Origin of the sequence: Veillonella rodentium (genome assembly GCF_900187285.1) — a bacterium.
Taxonomy (GTDB): domain Bacteria; phylum Bacillota; class Negativicutes; order Veillonellales; family Veillonellaceae; genus Veillonella; species Veillonella rodentium.
Window position 1 is genome coordinate 140749 of record NZ_LT906470.1, and the last position, 18455, is coordinate 159203.

The window sequence follows — 18455 nt, forward strand, 5'->3', positions numbered from 1 at the left end:
TCAAGCTTTCATCAAAAGGAGCTGAGTATATGGCAATTGATCGAAATGAAACATTTGATGTGATCGTCGTCGGTGCAGGGCCTGCAGGGGCTGCCGCGGCGTTGCGTCTGGCGGAGAAACGGGTGAAAGTGTTGCTCATCGAACGAGGTACCGCACCGGGTGCTAAAAATATGATGGGGGGGCGTATTTATACCCATTCCTTGGAACGCATCGTATCGGATTTCAGAGACCGTGCACCTCTTGAGAGAAAGGTGACGAAAGAACGCATTTCCATCGGTGCAGGCGATGAAATGACGACCGTTGAATATAGTTATCAGGATGTGAAGCCGAACGAGGAATCGTATGTCGTATTGCGTGCGAAATTCGATAAATGGCTTGCGGAAGAGGCGGAGAAAAAGGGTGCCCTTCTCGTAACGAACGTGCAGGTGACGGAGCTCATCACCGAAGGGGAAGGCAAAAAGCGCCGCGTTGTGGGCGTGCGCTGTCATGATGACGAAGTCTATGCCAAGCTTGTCATTATCGCTGAAGGCGCCAATACGGTTCTGTTGGAAGAAGCGGGCCTCACGGGGCCTACGGATCCGAAGACGATGGCCGTAGGCGTTAAAGAGGTGTATAAACTCAAGAAAGAGGACCTTGAAAATCGACTCATGCTGACCGGTGATGACGGTATGGCCTGGCTTACCTTGGGCGATATGACGGACGGGCTGCTGGGCGGCGGCTTTATTTACACCAATAAAGACAGTTTGTCTGTAGGTATGGTTGTGGGCATTGATGACATCGGTTCCGCCAATCGTTCCGTGGACGATATGCTCACTGCTTTCACAAGCCATCCTCGCATCGCGCCGTTATTGAAGAACGGACAGTTGAAGGAACACAGCGCCCATCTCGTGCCGGAGGGCGGTTATCGCTCGATGCCGAAGCTGGGCGGTCCGGGATATATCATCATCGGTGATGCGGCTAGGATGTGCATGAATCTGGGGTATACGATTCGCGGCATGGACCTCGCTATTGAGTCCGGTATCTGTGCGGCGGAGGCCGTCAATGTGGGTCTGCGCGACGAAAATATGGACCGCGTTCCGAAACTGTACGAAAAGAATATCAAGAATTCGTGGCTTCATAAGGATTTGAAGCTCTATAAGGATATGCCGAAATTCCTCGCTACTCATCCGCGTATTTTCAATGAATATCCGAAATTTGTGAATCATCTGATGCGCGATGTGTTCACCGTCAATGGCGACGGTGCGGTGCCGATGATGAAAAAGATAATGCACCGCGTGGGTGATGTAGGCTTGACCAACTTGATTCGTGATGCATGGAAAGGGGTGCGTTCCCTATGAGATTGGAAGAACGGCTGGGTGCCAATAAATATTATGTAGATGAAACGTGTCCTCACATTCAGGTGGATGGCTCGGGGTTCAGCAAGGAAGAGAAAATGAAGCTCGTCAACGGTTGTCCGGCGGGGTTGTATACCTTGCAGGAAAACGGTGATTTGGTCTTTGATTTTGCGGGTTGCCTCGAGTGCGGCACGTGCCGCGTTCTGTGCGGTGATACGATTGTGAAAGCCTGGAAATATCCGCGCAACAGCAAGGGCATTGAATTTAGACAGGGGTGAGTGCATGGAATTACTAGTATGTATAAAACAGGTGCCGGATACATCTGAAATCAGGCTGGATCCGGAGACGAATAATCTGATCCGTACCGGCCTTCCGAGCATCGTCAATCCGTACGATATGCATGCCCTTGAGGCGGCGCTATCCGTGAAGGATCAGTACGAAGGCAGTCGTGTAACGGTTATCACCATGGGCCCGCCGCAGGCGGAGGCTGCGCTTCGGGAGTGTTTGGCCCTCGGCGCGGATGATGCGGTGCTGGTTACGGACCGTGCGTTCGGCGGCGCCGATACATTGGCGACGAGCTATACCATTGCGATGGCTATCCGTCACGTTGAAAGAAATATGAATCGCCGGTTCCAAATGATTTTCTGTGGAAAGCAGGCGATTGATGGTGATACGGCACAGGTGGGCCCTCAGATTGCGGAGGAACTCGGCATCGCGCAGGCCACTTATGCATGTGAATTATCCGTTGATGAAGGGGCGCAAAAGGCCATCGTTAAACGGGAACACGAAAACGGTTATGAAGTGATTGAGGCGCCGTTACCTCTGTTGGTGACGGCTACGGCGGAACTCAACGAGCCGCGTCAACCGGGGCTTTGGAGTTCCATTTACGCAAAACGCTATGAGATTTCAAATCTTACGTTGCGGGATATGCCGAGTATCGATGAAAGCAGAATCGGTCTCACCGGTTCGCCTACCCGGGTGCGTAAGGTGTATCAGCCGCCGCTTCGAGGCAAGGTGGAAATGATCAACTCCGTCGAAGAAGGGGCTAAAAAGGTTCTCGAACTGGCGTACCTTGTTAAACCGGAGAAGTTTGCCCATCTGCTTGTTCCCGTGGACGTTCCTGAGGAACAGGAGGCGCCGGAGGATGTCGATGACGGAGTAGATGTAAAGGATCCCGTACAGCGTGCGGCATCCGTAGAGAGCGTATCGCCCAGCGACTTCAAGGTCGTGGCGGCGCTTCATCAGAACAGGGAGGCGGCTCGGGCCGCCGGTGCGAAGAGCAATGCGGCAGTTTCTGCCCCCGATAATAGCGAAGCAAGTACGGATGGTTCAACAGATGTGCAGGGAGGTGACCGGTAATGGCTGTAACAAACTTTGATGAATATAGAGACGTCTTTGTCGTGGCCGATACCATCGATGACGTGGTGCATCCGGTTACATTCGAGCTCGTCGGACAAGGCCGCCGCATCGCAAAGGAAATGGGGCAGCTGGTGCAGGTTATGCTCCTTGGCGAAAATGTTCAGTCCCAGGCGGAGGAACTCGTCGCGTATGGGGCGGATATTGTCCATGTTTTTGAAAGCCCTCTTTTGAAATACTACACAACTGACGGCTATACGAAGGTATTGACGGATTTCTTTGAAGACCATAAGCCGAATATTCTCTTAATCGGTGCGACGAATAACGGCCGTGATCTGGCGCCTCGCATGTCGGGACGTATGAAGAACGGCGTTGTAGCGGACTGTACGATTTTGACGGTCGATACGGAGGAAGGCCTCGTTGAGTGGACTCGTCCGGCACTGGGCGGCAATATACTGGCGGAGATCATTTCCCCGAACCATCGCCCTCAAATGGGCTCCGTTCGTCCGAACGTATTCAAGAAGCCGGAACGCAATGATGCGAGCTGGGGCCGTATTCAGTATGAAGCGTTTGAACTTTCATCTGAAGACATTCGGACGAAACGCCTCGAATTCATTCCGTTCAGCAAGTCCGGCTATAACATTCAGGAGGCGGATATCATCGTTGCCGGCGGTCGAGGTATGGGCTCGAAGGAGAACTTTGATAAACTCTATGAACTGGCGGATGCCATCGGCGGCGTCGTAGGCGCAACCCGTCCTCTCGTTGAAAAGGGCTGGATTGAACTGCCGTACCAGGTGGGACAGACCGGTAAGACCGTGAGCCCTAAGCTGTATCTGGCATTCGGTATCTCCGGAGCCATTCAACATGTGAGCGGCATCTCCGGTGCAGATACCATCGTGGCCATCAATAACGATCCTGATGCGGAAATCTTTCAACACGCGAACTATGGGATTGTGGGGGATTGCATGGAAGTTTTACATGATATGTTGGCGCATCTGAAATAGCCGTATAGATTCGTTATAAAGGATTACCGCCTTTCGATAGACAATTTAATATACGAGAAATACCTTGTGGGTATCCTTTGTAAGTTTTGTATGAGGTCCCCTTCCCGAAAGCCTCCAAGGCCACCCACTTCGTGTGCCAAGTCGTTTTCGGAAAGGGGGACCTCAATTTCATTACTAAAGTAAATTGACATTAGCAAGGTGTTTCTTATAAAGTATTATACTTATGTTAAGACGGTAATCCTTTTGAATGTATTATTAGCTGTATACGATGCGCCTACACATCATTTAATATGGATAGGGTGTATATGAATTGTGAGAATGTGAGGTGTTTATTATGTCTCGTAATGTATTTATTACCGGTTCTACGTCCGGTATCGGTCTTGCGATTGCAGAGGCGTATGCCAAGAATGGCGATAATGTATTGATTTCGGGGCGTCGTACCGAGTTGTTGGATACGGTGCAGTCTCAATTGATGGAACAGTACGGCGTGCGCGTGGAAACGTTGGTGCTTGATGTACAGAATCGTGATGATGTCATGTCCAAGGTGCCCGCTGCGATTGAGTCGTTCGGCGGTATCGATATTCTCGTGAATAACGCAGGTCTTGCACAGGGGCTCGATCCGTTTCAGGATAGTTCTGTTGATGATGCGGTAACGATGATTGATACGAATGTGAAAGGCCTCCTGTATGTGACGAAGGCGGTATTGCCGTTCTTTATTGCCAAAAATGAGGGGCATATCGTGAATATGGGTTCAACAGCCGGTATTTATGCATATCCGGGCGGAGCCGTTTACTGCGCTACAAAGGCGGCGGTTAAAACCCTCAGTGACGGTATTCGCATGGATACGATCGCCACGGATATCAAGGTGACCACCATTCAGCCGGGCATTGTGGAAACGCCGTTCAGCGAAGTGCGCTTTCACGGGGATAAGAAAAAAGCGGCAGCCGTTTATGCCGGCATTGATGCGGTGCAGCCGCAGGATGTGGCCGACGTCGTCGTGTATGTGACGAACCAGCCGAAACGGATGCAGATCTCGGACGTAACCATCATGGCGAATCAGCAGGCGGCGGGATTTATGGTACATAAAAAATGAGGCACCGGTGCGAATTAACGTGAAAGCGGAGTCAAGCATCATATATGACGAATTTGATTGAATTCCTTCACATTTTAAGCTATACTAATATTGTTAAAGAAAATTTAATAAAATTTTAATAATGTAGAGTTATGCAATTTGTTGTGTGAGGGAGTAACAATGAAATCTACGATGAAAAAAATTTTGTTAACAGCTGTGGCTTGTGCCTGTGTGGGTACAGCTTCATATTGTACGGCCGGTGCGGCGGGCGTCAGTTCCGATGTGTTAAAAGGTGATGCGGTAAAGGCTGACATGTCTCAGTCCGTGGAGGTGGCTAATGAAGCTGCGGCACCTAAGACAGGCATGCCGAATCCGATGCATGAATTTAAAACCGTTGATGAAGCGGCTCAGTACATGAATATAGTTCCGCAGATGCCGAAGGTATTGCCGGTGGGCTATAATATTGAATCTGTGAGCACCATCAACAAGGATATCCTTCAAGTGATTTATACATACCGGGACGGCGAAGATGCAACACGAAATCAGGCGAACGGCAAACGCATTACCTATCGTGTTTCCACGTTGAAAGAGGACATCAGCGGTGAATATACACAGCACAAAGTGACTGCGACTGAAAAAGTTGACGGCGTGAAAGTGACTTTCAGCGGCGGCGAGAAAATGGTGTATCTCGTAAACTGGGCTAAGGACGGACAAAACCATTCGATGTCATTTGAACGCCCTGTGACACGCGATATGGCAAAAGCGATCATTGCCAATACGGTGGTGCAAAAACAACATACAAAATATACAAAATAATTCATAATGTAACAGCTCCTTTAGTAGGGGCTGTTTTTTGCATTATAATAGCATAAGTATTCAGTTTTATTACGGTTTAATATGAAACGTCGTTTCTGTATTATGCCAAACTTTCATAATGAGAATAATTCCAATATACCGCCACGGGTATACATATGTCCACGCCGTTTTTGCTAAAATATTATTATGAGTATTTATAAATGAAAGAAGGTGATGGATTGTATCGATTGGTACTGCAACGGCTGGTCAGTATTGCAGGTATTTTATTGGCCGTCACCTTGGGAATGTTTTTACTGATGAAAGTATCCCCCATTGACCCCGTGTCGATGAAGTTTAATCTGGTAGGGGCTACACCTGATCCGGTATTAGTAGCACAGATGCGGGAACAGTTGGGCCTCAATGACCCGTGGTGGCAGCAATATGTACGCTGGCTGGGCCAACTGGTGCGAGGCGATTTCGGTGAATCTATATTGTATTCGCTACCGGTAGCAACTATTTTGGGCGGCGCACTGCCGAATACATTGGGGCTCGTATCCTTAGCACTTATTATGGGCGTAGTCGTAACGATACCGCTTGGCATGTTGTCGGCACGGTATCAGGATTCCTGGGTCGATCATGTGATTCGACTATTTACGTTCTTAGCCTTGGCGATTCCGGGGTTCTGGGTAGGGCTCTTGCTATTGTATTTATTTGGCGTGAAGCTGCAGCTTGTATCGGTGACGAATACAAAGGGCTTCACCGTGTATATACTGCCGGCCTTGACGATTGCTCTTTGGATTTGCGGCTTATACATTCGCCGTTTGCGCAATGCTATTCTGGAGGTTGAGAAACAACCCTTTGTACAAGGGGCCAGAGCTCTCGGTTTACCGGAGTGGATGGTATATTGTCGCTATATCTTCCCTCATGTAGGACTTATGTTATTGCCTATGATGGGCGTTACGATGGGGGCCATGTTAGGCGGCTCCGCGGTTATTGAAACGGTGTTCTCCATCAAAGGCATAGGCTATATGATGGTACAGGGCATAACCGCCCGTGACTATGTATTGATGCAGGGGTATATCATCTGGATTACATTGGTGTTCATCGTAATCAACATCATCATCGATGTATTGAGTATCTGGCTTAATCCGAAACGAAGGGCCGCTATACAAGGAGGCTCTTATGAATAGACGAAAGCCTTACGGCCTATATATCATGCTTGTACTGGCGGTGTTGTGGATCGTATTTTTCCTCTGCGCTCCGTACATAGCGCCTTATAATCCGGAGGCGACGAATGTGGCCGACAGGTTGCAGGATATCAGCAGCACTCATTGGCTCGGGACCGATCAGCTGGGACGCGATGTATGGTCCCGTATCCTTTATGGCGGGAAGGCGTCGTTGTGGATTGCTTTCGCCATCATCGGTATCAGCGGAGCGATAGGCATCGTTATCGGCGGACTGGCGGGATTTTCCACGCCGCGCATCGACCGTTGGCTGTCGCGATTGATCGATTTGGTGCTGGGATTTCCGAATATGGTGATCGCCATTGCGTTTATCGGTATCATGGGGCCAAGTATAACGAATGTGATCATCTCGCTGTGCATTACTAAATGGGCGGAATATGCGCGCATCACGAGGGGGCTCGTGCATATCGAACGCCACGCCGAGTATATTACCTTTGCTCGCATGTCCGGCGCTTCGAGGATTCGCATTCTATGGCGCTATATTCTGCCGAATGTACTGCCGCCGCTATTAATTGTCATTATTCAACATTTAGGGGACGCCATCATTCTGGTGGCCAGTTTCTCGCTTATCGGTATCGGCGTGCAACCGCCTGATCCCGAGTGGGGAGCGATTCTGTTGAGCTCCCGCGATTTTCTGCAAACCGCGCCTTGGCTGTTGATCTATCCGGGGCTTGCAATTTTCATTACCGTTGTTCTGTTTAACTATATTGGCGATGCGTTGCGCGATGCTCTCGATGTGTCACGATGACCGCGTACAATATGAATGTTTTTAGTGAAAGCCTCATTACGATGGGGTGTGTGAAAAGGAGTATTTATGAAACGTTGGTTATTGGCATGTGTATCCATGCTGTGTATGGTAGCTCTTCTGGTGGGCTGCGGCAATGATACGGCTAAACAAGGCAAGCATCTGAATGTCGGCCTATACTGGTTTGGTGAAACATTAGATCCGACGCATGAATGGGATGCGTGGACATTGACACGTATCGGGGCAGGGGAAACCTTGGCTACGGTGACACCGGATATGAAATTTGTCGGACAGTTAGCTGATTCCTGGGAAAACATTGATGAAACTACATGGAAATTCCATATCAGAGAAAATGTAAAATTCCACAACGGTACAGCGATGACACCTCAAAAGGTAAAAGAGTCCATCGAGTATACGATGAAACAGAGTCCTCGTTCCGCAAAGGCCGTTAAAATCGAATCCATTACCGTCGATGGTCAAAACTTGATCATTAAAACTACGGAGCCCAACGGCTCCTTGTTGTCCAGCTTGACTGAACCTGCGTTCGTTATTATGGATACGGCGGACCTAAAAGATGTGGCATCTAAACCGGTTCTTACAGGGCCGTACAAAATCACTTCTTTCACAAAGGGTGAAAGCCTCGAGTTAACGGCGTTCGCCGATTATTGGGGCGGCAAACCGGGCCTTGATTCTGTAACTGTAAAAGATATCGAAGACAACAATAAACGCGCTATGGCGTTGCAATCTAAAGATGTGGATGTCATTCAAAAGGTGGACTCCGCTAATCGCAGCTTGTTTAAAGACGGATTCAACATTCAAGAGGTGGCAGGTGTTCGCATAATGATGCTAAAAATTAATCATACGGAAGCATCCGCGCTGCATGATAAAAATGTACGCTCCGCGGTGGCTCATATCATCAATTATGATACGATGGCGAAAGTTATCGGCGGCGGTGCATTGGCGGGCGGTGCTCCGTTCCCTCCTTCCGCAGACTTGGGCTATGACGGGCTTTCAAATAAGGAAGTCACTGACCTTGCAAAAGCAAATGAATTGTTGACGCAAGCGGGCTATGCGAAGAACGGCAACGGTATCTATGCAAAAGACGGCAAGGAATTGAAGTTGACCCTCGCTATTTGGGGTAAGGATACCAGCATGTATGAAGAAATTCAACAGGAATTGAAACCGGCAGGCATCGCGGTAGAACTCAGAAAATTGCAGAGCCCTAATGAAGTGGATACCCTCGGCGCAGACGCATTTGATTTGGTGGAACGCAATGTGGTGACCATGTCCACAAACGATCCGTACTGGTTCCTCAGCTTGTTCTATAAATCCGGTTCTAAAGCCAATGTGGGCGGTTATAACAATCCTCAGGTGGATGCATTAATCGATAAACTGGCGGTTACATTCGATCAAAATGAACGTACTGATGTGGCTAAACAAGTACAGTCCATTTTGCTTGATGACGTGGCTGACATCTATTTGTTGTATCCTGCTGCCAATGTGGTCTCCACATCCAAGGTTAAAAATGTACCGGTACATCCGATCGATTACTACTTATTAACAAAGGATTCTACTATTGAATAAATCTGATTGCATAGTATTTGACAATGTATCAATTTCATACGGTGCGGAACAGGCCGTACGCGATGTATCCTTTTCCGTGCATACCGGTGAGGTATTTGCCATCGTCGGTGAAAGCGGCTCCGGGAAATCGACGTTGATTCGCGCCGCTTTCGGTATGCTGAAGAAAGCTACTATAAGTGGTCAAATTTTGCTGAACAGCACTGATATTACGACGTTGAGCGATAAGGCTTGGCGACAAATGCGCGGCATGAGTACGTCGATGATTTTTCAGAATCCTAGTGCTTATTTGAATCCGGTTCGTACCGTGGAAAACCATTTCAAAGACTTACTGCGTGCTCATGATGAACCGTATGATGTAAATCGCGTGCTACATATGTTAAAGCTCGTTCACTTGACGGAGGGGGAACGTATTTTACAATCCTATCCGTTTCAACTGAGCGGCGGCATGCAGCAACGTCTGGCGATTGCATTGAGCCTGATTCTGAAACCGGACATCGTATTTGCCGATGAGCCGACCAGTGCTTTAGATATGCTGGTACAATCGTCGGTGCTGGATTTACTGAAAGAAGTAACACAGGCCCTCGGGGCAACCGTGATTCTGGTGACCCATAATATCAAGGCGGCTGCGCGCATTGCCGACCGCATCGGCGTGATGAATAAGGGGCGCCTCGTTGAAATCGGCGCTACCGAAGAGGTAATGGCGCATCCTAAAGATGACTATACACGTATATTGTTGGATTCCGTGATGAAAGTGGTGTAATATGATACAAGCTGAGCATATATGTAAATATTATACGAACCACAATCATATGGTGCGTGCCGTTGATGAAGTGTCCTTTACTGTTGCTGAACATGAACGGGTAGGCATCGCCGGCGGTAGTGGTTCCGGTAAAAGTACGCTGCTTAGACTCGTGGCGATGCTGGAAAAACCTACATCGGGTACGTTGCTACTCTTCGGCGAAGATATATGGCAGATCCAAAACCATACGGAAGTGTACCGCTCGCTGCAGATGATGTTTCAAAATCCGTTGGCGGTCATTCCGCCGCGGATGAACTTGGAAGCCTTTCTACTTGAGCCGTACATTAACTATGGAATCATGGACATGGCCGAAGCGAAGGAAGATATCCGCAAATGGATCCAACATGTAGATTTACCGGAAACGATTATCCGAAAATACCCTCACGAAGTCAGCGGAGGTCAATTGCAGCGTGTCGTACTGGCGCGAATCATGCTGATGAAGCCGAAACTGGTACTCTTTGATGAACCTACATCGGCCCTTGATGCGGTGAACCAGAAACTCGTACTCGATTTATTACAAAAACTATATAAAGAACAACCCTTCGGCTATGTGTTTGTGAGCCATGACATCGGACTGCTACAAGCGGTCACAGATCGAATCCTAGTGATGAAAGATGGACAAATCGTAGAGATAATCGAATCAAAACGACTCAAAGAAGCGGTACACCCGTATACACGAGCATTAGTGGAAGCGGGTCTATAAACGAAAGCCCCTCTATAATAGCGTATAAATGAGTTGTTTTAACTTTAAATTATAATGCATTATGAGGGGCTATTTTATATTATATATTGATAGTTTGTGATTAAGCGTGGTTATAAAAAATATATCCGTTTTGATATAATAATATATATGTAAATTTATAAAAATAGATATGATTAATAAATAATATTATTAGGCGGTGGTTATATGTTATATGATGAAAAAGATTTGCGTGTATTTGATAATTCAGATTCTCGGAACTATTTCAAAGAAATACTTCAATCATATTATAGTCAGAATTATCGAGCTACAATTGTTTTACTATATTCATTTGTGATTTATGATTTATTTATTAAGTTACAAACTATGGCGGATGAAGGTGATAGTAAAGCAAAAAACAAATTAGATGAAATCAATGATATGATAAACTCAGATGAAAAATATTCAAAAGTAGAGAATGAGATTATTGAATTCTTTAAAAAGAATTGTTCGTTGTACTTTGAAAGATTTATTGAAGATATTGATTATTTGAAAACTTGTCGTAACAAATGTGCTCATTTGAAAGTAAATGATAATTCCCTATATGTTCCTAATGATTATCATGCTAAAATGATGATTTGTTCTATGTATGATCATGTTCTTTCTGTTAAAGCACCATTTATTATGGATTTATTTAAGCTTGCAAAAAAAGATATTGAAAAATTTACTGAACAAATTAGGATATTTGATCCAGATGGATTAAATGAAACAATAAAAAGAAAAGTTATAGATAAATATTTGCAAAGGATGACAGATGTTTCATTAAGGAAATCTTATAAAACGTTTCTTAAACTTTTGTATAATTCAGATGATGAAGAGTGTATTAGGAATATACTTGGATTATATGCGTTTATATTTTCTATGACTACTTATTTAATAGAACAAGGCCGTATAGCTCTTCTTCGAGAGCCAGCAATATTAGATGAATTTTCCAAAATTAAGGTTGATGAATTAGAAAACCACTCTATTCGTATTGATATTTTGGTTGTTATGGTATTGAAATATTCTATTATTATGGAAATTATTAGAGAAAATGTGGAAGTATTTGAATATTTGAAAAAACGTGTCTTAATTCCAACCGGTTTAGCGGAGTATCGTGCTTTCTATCCTCAGGACCCAAGGTCTGAGTACGGATTTTTTAAGGATACTTCATCTCTTCATAAAAATAAATATATTAAGGAGCTTTTTGAAGTAGTTAAAAACTGTGAAGATTTTAATTTATATGAATTCTGTAGTATTATGGTTTCTGCTATTCCAGACTATAATGGATTTGATGATGCAGATTGTTATATGGCTTTTTTAAAAAATCATGTGGAGGAACTTACTGCTTCAGATCTTCGAAGGATTGTTGATATATATAATACGAATGACCAATGTTATAGACGTAGTAGACATACGGAAGATATGGATGTAATTAATGCTTATCTTGAAGAAGATGAGCCGCCATTCTAATTACCTAAATAATATTACTTTTAATATCAAAAACTTATTTTTTATTATATCATTGTTTTTAGACTGGTTCGCGACGTAGTCGTGAATCATAAAAGCACCCGTTATGCGGGTGCGGCAACGAAAGTTATACAAAAAAATCACCTTGCTTAAGTATAATGTAGGTGTTCAAGCCGCATTATATGCAAAAGAAAGGTGATTTTTTTATGGCAACAAAGACACAGAGTCTTGCGCACACAAAATGGTTATGCAAATACCACATAGTATTTACACCTAAGTATAGACGCAAAGTTATATATAATCAATATAGAAATAGTTTACGTGAAATATTGAGGTGTTTATGTGAATATAAGGACGTCAAGATTATAGAGGGGAGTTTATGGTAGATCACGTGCATATGTTAGTATTAATCCTACCTAAAATAGCAGTTTCATCTTTTATGGGATATTTAAAAGGTAAAAGTGCACTTATGATGCTCGATAAACACGCAAACTTAAAGTATAAATTTGGAAATAGACACTTTTGGTCCGAGGAATATTATGTTAGTACAGTAGGTCTAAATGAGGCAACAGTAAGAAAATATATACGTGAGCAAGAGTTACATAACCAAATGAAGGATAAGTTGAGTGTAAAAGAATATGAGGATCCTTTTAAGGGTAGCAAGTAATACATATCCCCTTTGAGGGGAAGGTTACGAGTCAATGGCTATGTGGCTTGAACGTAGTGAAAGCCAGCGCCTTTAGACGCTGGCCTAGTACTACGGGTTTATAGCCCGTGAGCAAACCACCCGTTTTACAGGTGGTTCTGATTGTAAAAAGTTTAATAGCCTAAAAATTTATCAAAAGTATAAAATTTATAAAAATAAATTAACTGTACTTATATATGCAGGAGTTTTTAATAATTTGTAGAAATATAATAGTATGAGGTAAAACGTATTATTTGTGTATAGGAGGTATTTAAATATTTAATTGAATGTATCGATAATATCTATGAATATATAGATAGGTTAGTACAATGGTTACAGGCATTAGAAGATAAGTAAATGCGTATAATGTGATTTTATATGTTTTTGTGGGGAGAAGGTTTGAAATCATATGAAAAAGTTTGTATCAGATATTTGTAATAAGAAAATAAAAGGACATTCTAATTATGATTTTGCAGATGTAGCAGTAAATAGTGATAATTTACTATTTATTGATCCTGTATTGATTGAGACTAAAAAAAATAAATGGTGTAAAGAAGCAAAAGAAATTATTACATCATTTTTTGATGAGCTTTATAAAGCATATAAAGAAAACAATAGGAAAAGGAAGAAAGAATTATTGCTACATGCAAGGGAACAAAATGCAACTCATTTAGGGTATGGTTCTGGGAGTAATGGAAAAGGCAATACTGCAGAAGGGTTACTTAACTTATTTAAGCCTTTAGAAAAACTTATTACTAAAATTCCTACTATAGAGAAAGATGTAGACTTGGTAGTACTACTTCCAGGTTTTGCAGAGGATGGATTGTCAGATTTGTTGACCAATATTTTACATAAACATTTAAATGACTATACATTGGAGCAAATGAAAAAATATGGGATGAATAGTATTGAGACGAAGAAGTTTTGGAGTTGGAATCAGGAAAAGGCATATTGGGAAGAATTGGAAAAGCCAGTATGTTGTGTTGATGGTCGGGAATTATTGCTTGTTCCTAAGTGTATCCTTAGAAAAAACTATTTGTTTGGTACAGGACAATATTTTTCTAGGATTATAATTGAACGAATACGTGAAGAGGGAGGATACATGATTGATGGAAAACCTATTCCTAAAAAGGAGATTATTAAAAGTAAACGTCATTCGGGAAAATATTGGCAATATAATGAAGTAACTTCTTATACGCAGAAAAATAATGATGCTTTAGATGAATATCATAAAGAGTTACCGAATTATTATAGTGAAAAATATAGTAGGTTAAGTGATTCACAATTAGATGAGATAATATATAGAGAATAGCGTAGTTTAGAGAATACTATTTATGATTTTTATAAGCTTTTACGCTTTTTTCATATTCCTCCCTTACCATAAAAGAAATCACATGTTTTCTTTCAGAAAGAGAGGTCTGATTATGACAGCAGTAAAGCATGAATGGCGTAAGCACGAAAAGGAATTGTATTGTCCGAAGCAGCAGGCGGTGCAGGTTACGGTGCCGAGCATGAAGTTCCTCGTGCTGGACGGCGTGGGAAATCCTAATCATGCGGCCTTTGCCGATGATATCGAGGCATTATATTCGTTGTCCTACGGGATAAAGATGCTGCCGAAAAAGGGCGTGACGCCGGATGGGTACTTTGATTACACCGTGTATCCGCTGGAGGCGCTCTGGAAGCAGATTGAGCATACGGAGCAGTTTGATAAAAATAATCTGCAATATCGGGTGATGATCAGACAACCTGATTTTGTGACTCCTGACGTGTTGGAGGCGGCCATTATTAATGTGTCCAAGAAAAAATCGTTGCCTCGATTTAAGGACGTGCGGCTCGAATCGATAGAGGATGGGGATTGCGTACAGATATTGCATATCGGGCTTTATGATAATGAACCGGAATCGTTTATGAAAGTAGATGAATTCTGCTCTGCTCATGACTTGCAACGTGCTAACGACGAGTGGCATCGGGAAATCTACTTGTCCGATGCACGAAAGGTGGAGCCCGCAAAATTGAAGACTGTACTGCGCGTTCAGGTGAAAAGGGGGTAGAGATAAGAACGTTATAATAAAATTCAGTTAAATTTATGAATGTAAATATAATACAAATTTAAAATGGATTATTTTGAAAGCTTAATGAGCCCTCTATATTGCGGTTATCGTAATATAGAGGGCTCATTTCATTTTCTTGAATTTCATAATGTACCAAAAATTACTCATGAATATTTCATTTCTAAGGAGTCAAATAGATAGTAATTGAGAGGGATTGTCATTTGCAAGCTGCGGTCAGGAGGTGAAATTATTATACACTTTTATTTACTAGAAGGAGTTTGGAAAGACTTATATGCGCATGATTCTAACCGAAAACCTGTGCCGGTTGGCATCTATAATGTATCTATTTCACATTCGGGACATTATACATTAGTGTGCCAAACTACAAGAGAGTTGACTGTAGGGGTCGACCTTCAAGAGCTTACCATAGGATATCAGTTAGAGTGGTTTAATTCGGAACGACCGTGGATTAACGGATATCTTTCAGAAGAATATTTATTGCAGCTAATGACAAGTTTTAAAGAGAGCTTGGGAAAATATTTAGGAATAGGGTTAATGGCAAGAAAGGAGATTTTTGAAATTGATTTAATTGAGATGAGTGGAGAAAAAATGTATAAGGCGCAGTTTTTTAATTTTCCGACATTAAAAGGTATAGGGTATTTGAAGGAAAATTATATAGTGACTTTAGTTACTAATGAAAGTGACTTACCGTTATTCGTAGAAAAAATGGAGAAAACACTTGATGAAATTTGAGATTAGCCCAATACAAAGAGACTTTTATTTAGAGTGTTTAATGAATAAGTCGGCAAACACGAAATATAGTATCAATTTGATTTTTTCATTAAGTACGTTGCAATCATTAAGTAAGACTAAAATTAAGGATTTGATTTGTCGTGTTGTGAATAAACAGCCGGTTTTAATATCCACGCCTATAGTAGAAGAATCAAGTATTTATTTGTCCGTTGGGGAGCCCTTTTTACCGGAAGAAATCGAGTATGAATGGTCAACAAAGAGCTTAGAAGACTTAAAAAAGGAAGATCTATTTCATATCCCATTTGATTTATTATCGGATAAACGATTGTTTAGAATCAAAATAATTGAAGATAGAGAAGGGCGGTTTTATATATTATTTTCAGTGCATCATTTTATTTTTGATTTCTATAGTGGCGTAGCTTTTTCACAGCAAATAGTGGATGAAATTGAAGCAAAGAATAATTTGCTTGAAGAAGATATTATTCGAGAACAGATGGATACAATAGATATTTTTAGAGAGAAAGGAGAATTACAAAGTTTTATTGATAAGTTTCAAACTAGATTTATGGGAAATATTGATGATATTTCTACGATGAAATCAGTTGACTTATTAAGTGAAGAAAAATATGAATATAGAAATCAGCTTAATCTGGATTTGAAGACCGGTAATAATTATCGATCTTCGGTTATCATTGCTGCGTTCGCTCATAAATATCTAGAGATGACGAATCAAAGTAGTGTTTTAGTTGGCGTACCGGTTCCGAATAGAAATCGTAATAATAGAAAGTTAGTTACGAGCATTGTTACAACATATCCAATATTGGTAAAAGCAGGGGATACATTAGAAGATTGTAGAAATAGTATATGTTGTCAGTTATTTGACAATTTGAAAATGCAATTTTTTGATTATAACAACTATTTCTATAAGGTTTCAAAGTTTGACATCATGTTTACGTATTACCCATCAGATTTTCATGTGCAATGCGGAAATAGCTGTTTGAGAGTTAATTCGTTGTTTACAATTAATTCTCCGGCCCCTATTCATATCATGCTTAATGATAATAATGTTTTAATGACAGAAATACAAACGGGATATTTTGGTGATCCCGAACTGTATGTTCGGGATAGCATTCAAAATATTCTTAATAATTATAGTAATGGTGAAGGATGGTAGCATATATGACGGTTAATAACACATATCAGATATTAGAAGAAAATTTACGTGATAACTTGAATAATTATATCATGGAAGATGATAAACAATTTTCTATGAAAGAGTTATTTGATCGTGTTGAAGAAAAGTATAAAGTTATTTCTGAAAGTAAGATCAATCAATTAGTGATTGTTTATATGGAAAGTACTGTTGATTGTTTAGCAACTATATTAGCTTTATGGAAAGTCGGAAAAACATATGTGCCGATTAATAAATTTACTCCTAAGAAGCGAATCGATTTAATAAAGAGTTCGTTAGAAACATTTAGTGAAATTAGGATCGATGATAACGGAACATTAGACATCATTCCCCATGAATTTAGCCCGAATAAAAATGATGAGAATCTCGCCTATATCATATTTACCTCCGGTACTACAGGTAAGCCTAAAGGGGTAAAGATTACACATGATAATTTAATCAGTTTGCTTACTGAATTAGGTAAATTTTTCACGTTTACTGAATCCGATACTTGGATTAATTTGCATTCGCTAGAGTTTGACTTTTCTGTTTGGGAAATTTTCGGACCGCTTTTTTATAAAAACAATCTAGTTTTACTGGGAAAACATGCAAAAATCTATGAATTTGATAAGATTTCAGAACTTATCAAGCAGAGTCACGTGACGATATTAAATCAGACGCCCACTGCCTTTTTCTCTTTGATGAATTTTTTAGATACGAAAACTATAAGTAATTTGAAAGCTGTGATTTTTGGCGGTGAAAAGGTAGATTATGGGGAATTACAGCCATATTATCAGGAATATAATCCTAAGGGTGTTGAATTCTATAACTTATATGGCATTACAGAAATTACCATACATGGTACTTTCCATAAGGTGGTAGCGAATGATTTTAATACGACTTTTTCAAATATAGGTAAAGGAATATTTGGGGATAATGTGTATCTCGAAAGAATTCCCAATACTGATAATTACGAAATCGTCGTTAGTGGGCCTACGGTTAGTGCTGGATATATCAATAATCCTGCGGAAAATGATAAGCGATTTAAGACTGGCAAGGACGGTCGATTATACTTCTCCGGTGATTTAGGGGAATATCTTCCGAATGGGGACATTAATTATATAGGGCGTATAGATGATCAAGTGGAGGTCAATGGTTTTAGAGTTGAGCTGGATGATGTTAAGGCTAATATCTTAGATGTTGACCGCAGTCTTAGACATATAGAAATCATTAAGTATCAAAATCGGCTTTTGTGCTTTTACACACGGGTTGCGAATGGTAAAAGTATTGATATAAAGGAACGCCTTCAAGACAGGTTGCCTGAATTTATGATTCCCGCAAAGTTTATCATGCTTGATAGTATGCCTCTAACCGTTAACGGTAAAGTTGATAAAAAACAGTTGCAAAATATATATGACAATACAATCATAATGAATGAAGCAAGTAATATAGATGATTATACAGAGTTTGAATTATGGTTACTCAGAGAGTATAGATTAGAAGGTATAGATTTTGGAAATACCTCATTTATGGGATTAGGATTATCATCGGTAGAACTTATAGATCTTCATAAAAAAATTATGGATCGATTTAAATTGAAAAAAGCGGTTAATGTTATAGACTTATTTCAATTTAAATCGATAACGTTATTTGAAGATGTTTATTTTGCATAAG

General features: G+C 41.7%; 17 protein-coding genes and 1 pseudogene. All 18 read left to right on the forward strand.

Translation table 11 applies throughout. The annotated features are described in order from the left end of the window. The first annotated feature begins 29 nt into the window (after positions 1–29). The 18 genes and pseudogenes from CKV62_RS00440 to CKV62_RS00525 all read left to right on the forward strand — a co-directional run bounded on the left by CKV62_RS00440 (position 30) and on the right by CKV62_RS00525 (position 18454). Positions 30–1337 carry an FAD-dependent oxidoreductase gene (locus CKV62_RS00440; RefSeq protein WP_095064760.1) on the forward strand — a complete coding sequence of 436 codons (1308 nt, stop codon included), beginning with the start codon at positions 30–32 and terminating at the stop codon, positions 1335–1337. Then, the gene (locus CKV62_RS00445; RefSeq protein WP_095064762.1) at positions 1334–1612 is read left to right on the forward strand and encodes a ferredoxin family protein; all 279 of its coding nucleotides are present in this window, start codon (positions 1334–1336) and stop codon (positions 1610–1612) included. The genes CKV62_RS00440 and CKV62_RS00445 overlap by 4 nt, the downstream gene beginning before the upstream one ends. Before the next feature lie 4 nt (positions 1613–1616). Continuing rightward, positions 1617–2693 carry an electron transfer flavoprotein subunit beta/FixA family protein gene (locus CKV62_RS00450; protein ID WP_095064764.1) on the forward strand — a complete coding sequence of 359 codons (1077 nt, stop codon included), beginning with the start codon at positions 1617–1619 and terminating at the stop codon, positions 2691–2693. Next, positions 2693–3694 carry an electron transfer flavoprotein subunit alpha/FixB family protein gene (locus tag CKV62_RS00455; protein WP_095064766.1) on the forward strand — a complete coding sequence of 334 codons (1002 nt, stop codon included), beginning with the start codon at positions 2693–2695 and terminating at the stop codon, positions 3692–3694. Before CKV62_RS00450 ends, CKV62_RS00455 begins: the two co-directional genes overlap by 1 nt. A gap of 334 nt (positions 3695–4028) precedes the next feature. Then, positions 4029–4787 (forward strand): SDR family NAD(P)-dependent oxidoreductase, encoded by a 759-nt coding sequence (locus CKV62_RS00460; protein ID WP_095064768.1) that lies wholly within the window; start codon positions 4029–4031, stop codon positions 4785–4787. 159 nt (positions 4788–4946) lie between these two features. Continuing rightward, positions 4947–5582: a hypothetical protein gene (locus tag CKV62_RS00465; RefSeq protein ID WP_231968336.1), complete on the forward strand. Its 636-nt coding sequence runs from the start codon at positions 4947–4949 to the stop codon at positions 5580–5582. A gap of 218 nt (positions 5583–5800) precedes the next feature. Further along, positions 5801–6751 carry an ABC transporter permease gene (locus CKV62_RS00470; protein WP_095066678.1) on the forward strand — a complete coding sequence of 317 codons (951 nt, stop codon included), beginning with the start codon at positions 5801–5803 and terminating at the stop codon, positions 6749–6751. After that, positions 6744–7553, forward strand: coding sequence for an ABC transporter permease (locus CKV62_RS00475; RefSeq protein ID WP_095064770.1), 810 nt, complete (start codon positions 6744–6746; stop codon positions 7551–7553). Before CKV62_RS00470 ends, CKV62_RS00475 begins: the two co-directional genes overlap by 8 nt. Positions 7554–7619: 66 nt before the next feature. Next, positions 7620–9134 (forward strand): ABC transporter substrate-binding protein, encoded by a 1515-nt coding sequence (locus CKV62_RS00480; protein ID WP_095064772.1) that lies wholly within the window; start codon positions 7620–7622, stop codon positions 9132–9134. Next, positions 9127–9894: an ABC transporter ATP-binding protein gene (locus tag CKV62_RS00485; protein WP_095064774.1), complete on the forward strand. Its 768-nt coding sequence runs from the start codon at positions 9127–9129 to the stop codon at positions 9892–9894. Before CKV62_RS00480 ends, CKV62_RS00485 begins: the two co-directional genes overlap by 8 nt. Before the next feature lies 1 nt (position 9895). Beyond that, entirely contained in the window at positions 9896–10636 is a 741-nt protein-coding gene (locus tag CKV62_RS00490) for an ABC transporter ATP-binding protein (protein ID WP_095064776.1), read from the forward strand. Positions 10637–10840: 204 nt separating this feature from the next. Next, entirely contained in the window at positions 10841–12124 is a 1284-nt protein-coding gene (locus tag CKV62_RS00495) for a hypothetical protein (protein ID WP_095064778.1), read from the forward strand. 203 nt (positions 12125–12327) lie between these two features. Next, positions 12328–12788 (forward strand): annotated as a pseudogene (tnpA, locus tag CKV62_RS00500) (IS200/IS605 family transposase). Positions 12789–13215: 427 nt separating this feature from the next. Next, complete coding sequence (locus CKV62_RS00505) at positions 13216–14118, forward strand: hypothetical protein (protein ID WP_095064780.1); 903 nt, start codon at positions 13216–13218, stop codon at positions 14116–14118. Positions 14119–14230: 112 nt separating this feature from the next. Beyond that, positions 14231–14857, forward strand: coding sequence for a GyrI-like domain-containing protein (locus tag CKV62_RS00510; protein WP_095064782.1), 627 nt, complete (start codon positions 14231–14233; stop codon positions 14855–14857). Positions 14858–15061: 204 nt separating this feature from the next. After that, positions 15062–15610, forward strand: coding sequence for a 4'-phosphopantetheinyl transferase family protein (locus CKV62_RS00515; protein ID WP_095064784.1), 549 nt, complete (start codon positions 15062–15064; stop codon positions 15608–15610). After that, positions 15600–16784, forward strand: a complete 1185-nt coding sequence (locus CKV62_RS00520; RefSeq protein ID WP_095064786.1) for a condensation domain-containing protein — start codon at positions 15600–15602, stop codon at positions 16782–16784. The genes CKV62_RS00515 and CKV62_RS00520 overlap by 11 nt, the downstream gene beginning before the upstream one ends. 71 nt (positions 16785–16855) lie before the next feature. Continuing rightward, entirely contained in the window at positions 16856–18454 is a 1599-nt protein-coding gene (locus tag CKV62_RS00525) for an AMP-binding protein (protein WP_157728904.1), read from the forward strand. Position 18455: the final 1 nt, after the last annotated feature.

Coding starts and splice junctions, on each gene's coding strand:
- CKV62_RS00440 (WP_095064760.1), top strand. CDS start 30: ATGGCAATTGATCGAAATGAAACATTTGATGTGATCGTCGTCGGTGCA.
- CKV62_RS00445 (WP_095064762.1), top strand. CDS start 1,334: ATGAGATTGGAAGAACGGCTGGGTGCCAATAAATATTATGTAGATGAA.
- CKV62_RS00450 (WP_095064764.1), top strand. CDS start 1,617: ATGGAATTACTAGTATGTATAAAACAGGTGCCGGATACATCTGAAATC.
- CKV62_RS00455 (WP_095064766.1), top strand. CDS start 2,693: ATGGCTGTAACAAACTTTGATGAATATAGAGACGTCTTTGTCGTGGCC.
- CKV62_RS00460 (WP_095064768.1), top strand. CDS start 4,029: ATGTCTCGTAATGTATTTATTACCGGTTCTACGTCCGGTATCGGTCTT.
- CKV62_RS00465 (WP_231968336.1), top strand. CDS start 4,947: ATGAAATCTACGATGAAAAAAATTTTGTTAACAGCTGTGGCTTGTGCC.
- CKV62_RS00475 (WP_095064770.1), top strand. CDS start 6,744: ATGAATAGACGAAAGCCTTACGGCCTATATATCATGCTTGTACTGGCG.
- CKV62_RS00480 (WP_095064772.1), top strand. CDS start 7,620: ATGAAACGTTGGTTATTGGCATGTGTATCCATGCTGTGTATGGTAGCT.
- CKV62_RS00490 (WP_095064776.1), top strand. CDS start 9,896: ATGATACAAGCTGAGCATATATGTAAATATTATACGAACCACAATCAT.
- CKV62_RS00495 (WP_095064778.1), top strand. CDS start 10,841: ATGTTATATGATGAAAAAGATTTGCGTGTATTTGATAATTCAGATTCT.
- CKV62_RS00505 (WP_095064780.1), top strand. CDS start 13,216: ATGAAAAAGTTTGTATCAGATATTTGTAATAAGAAAATAAAAGGACAT.
- CKV62_RS00510 (WP_095064782.1), top strand. CDS start 14,231: ATGACAGCAGTAAAGCATGAATGGCGTAAGCACGAAAAGGAATTGTAT.
- CKV62_RS00520 (WP_095064786.1), top strand. CDS start 15,600: ATGAAATTTGAGATTAGCCCAATACAAAGAGACTTTTATTTAGAGTGT.
- CKV62_RS00525 (WP_157728904.1), top strand. CDS start 16,856: ATGGAAGATGATAAACAATTTTCTATGAAAGAGTTATTTGATCGTGTT.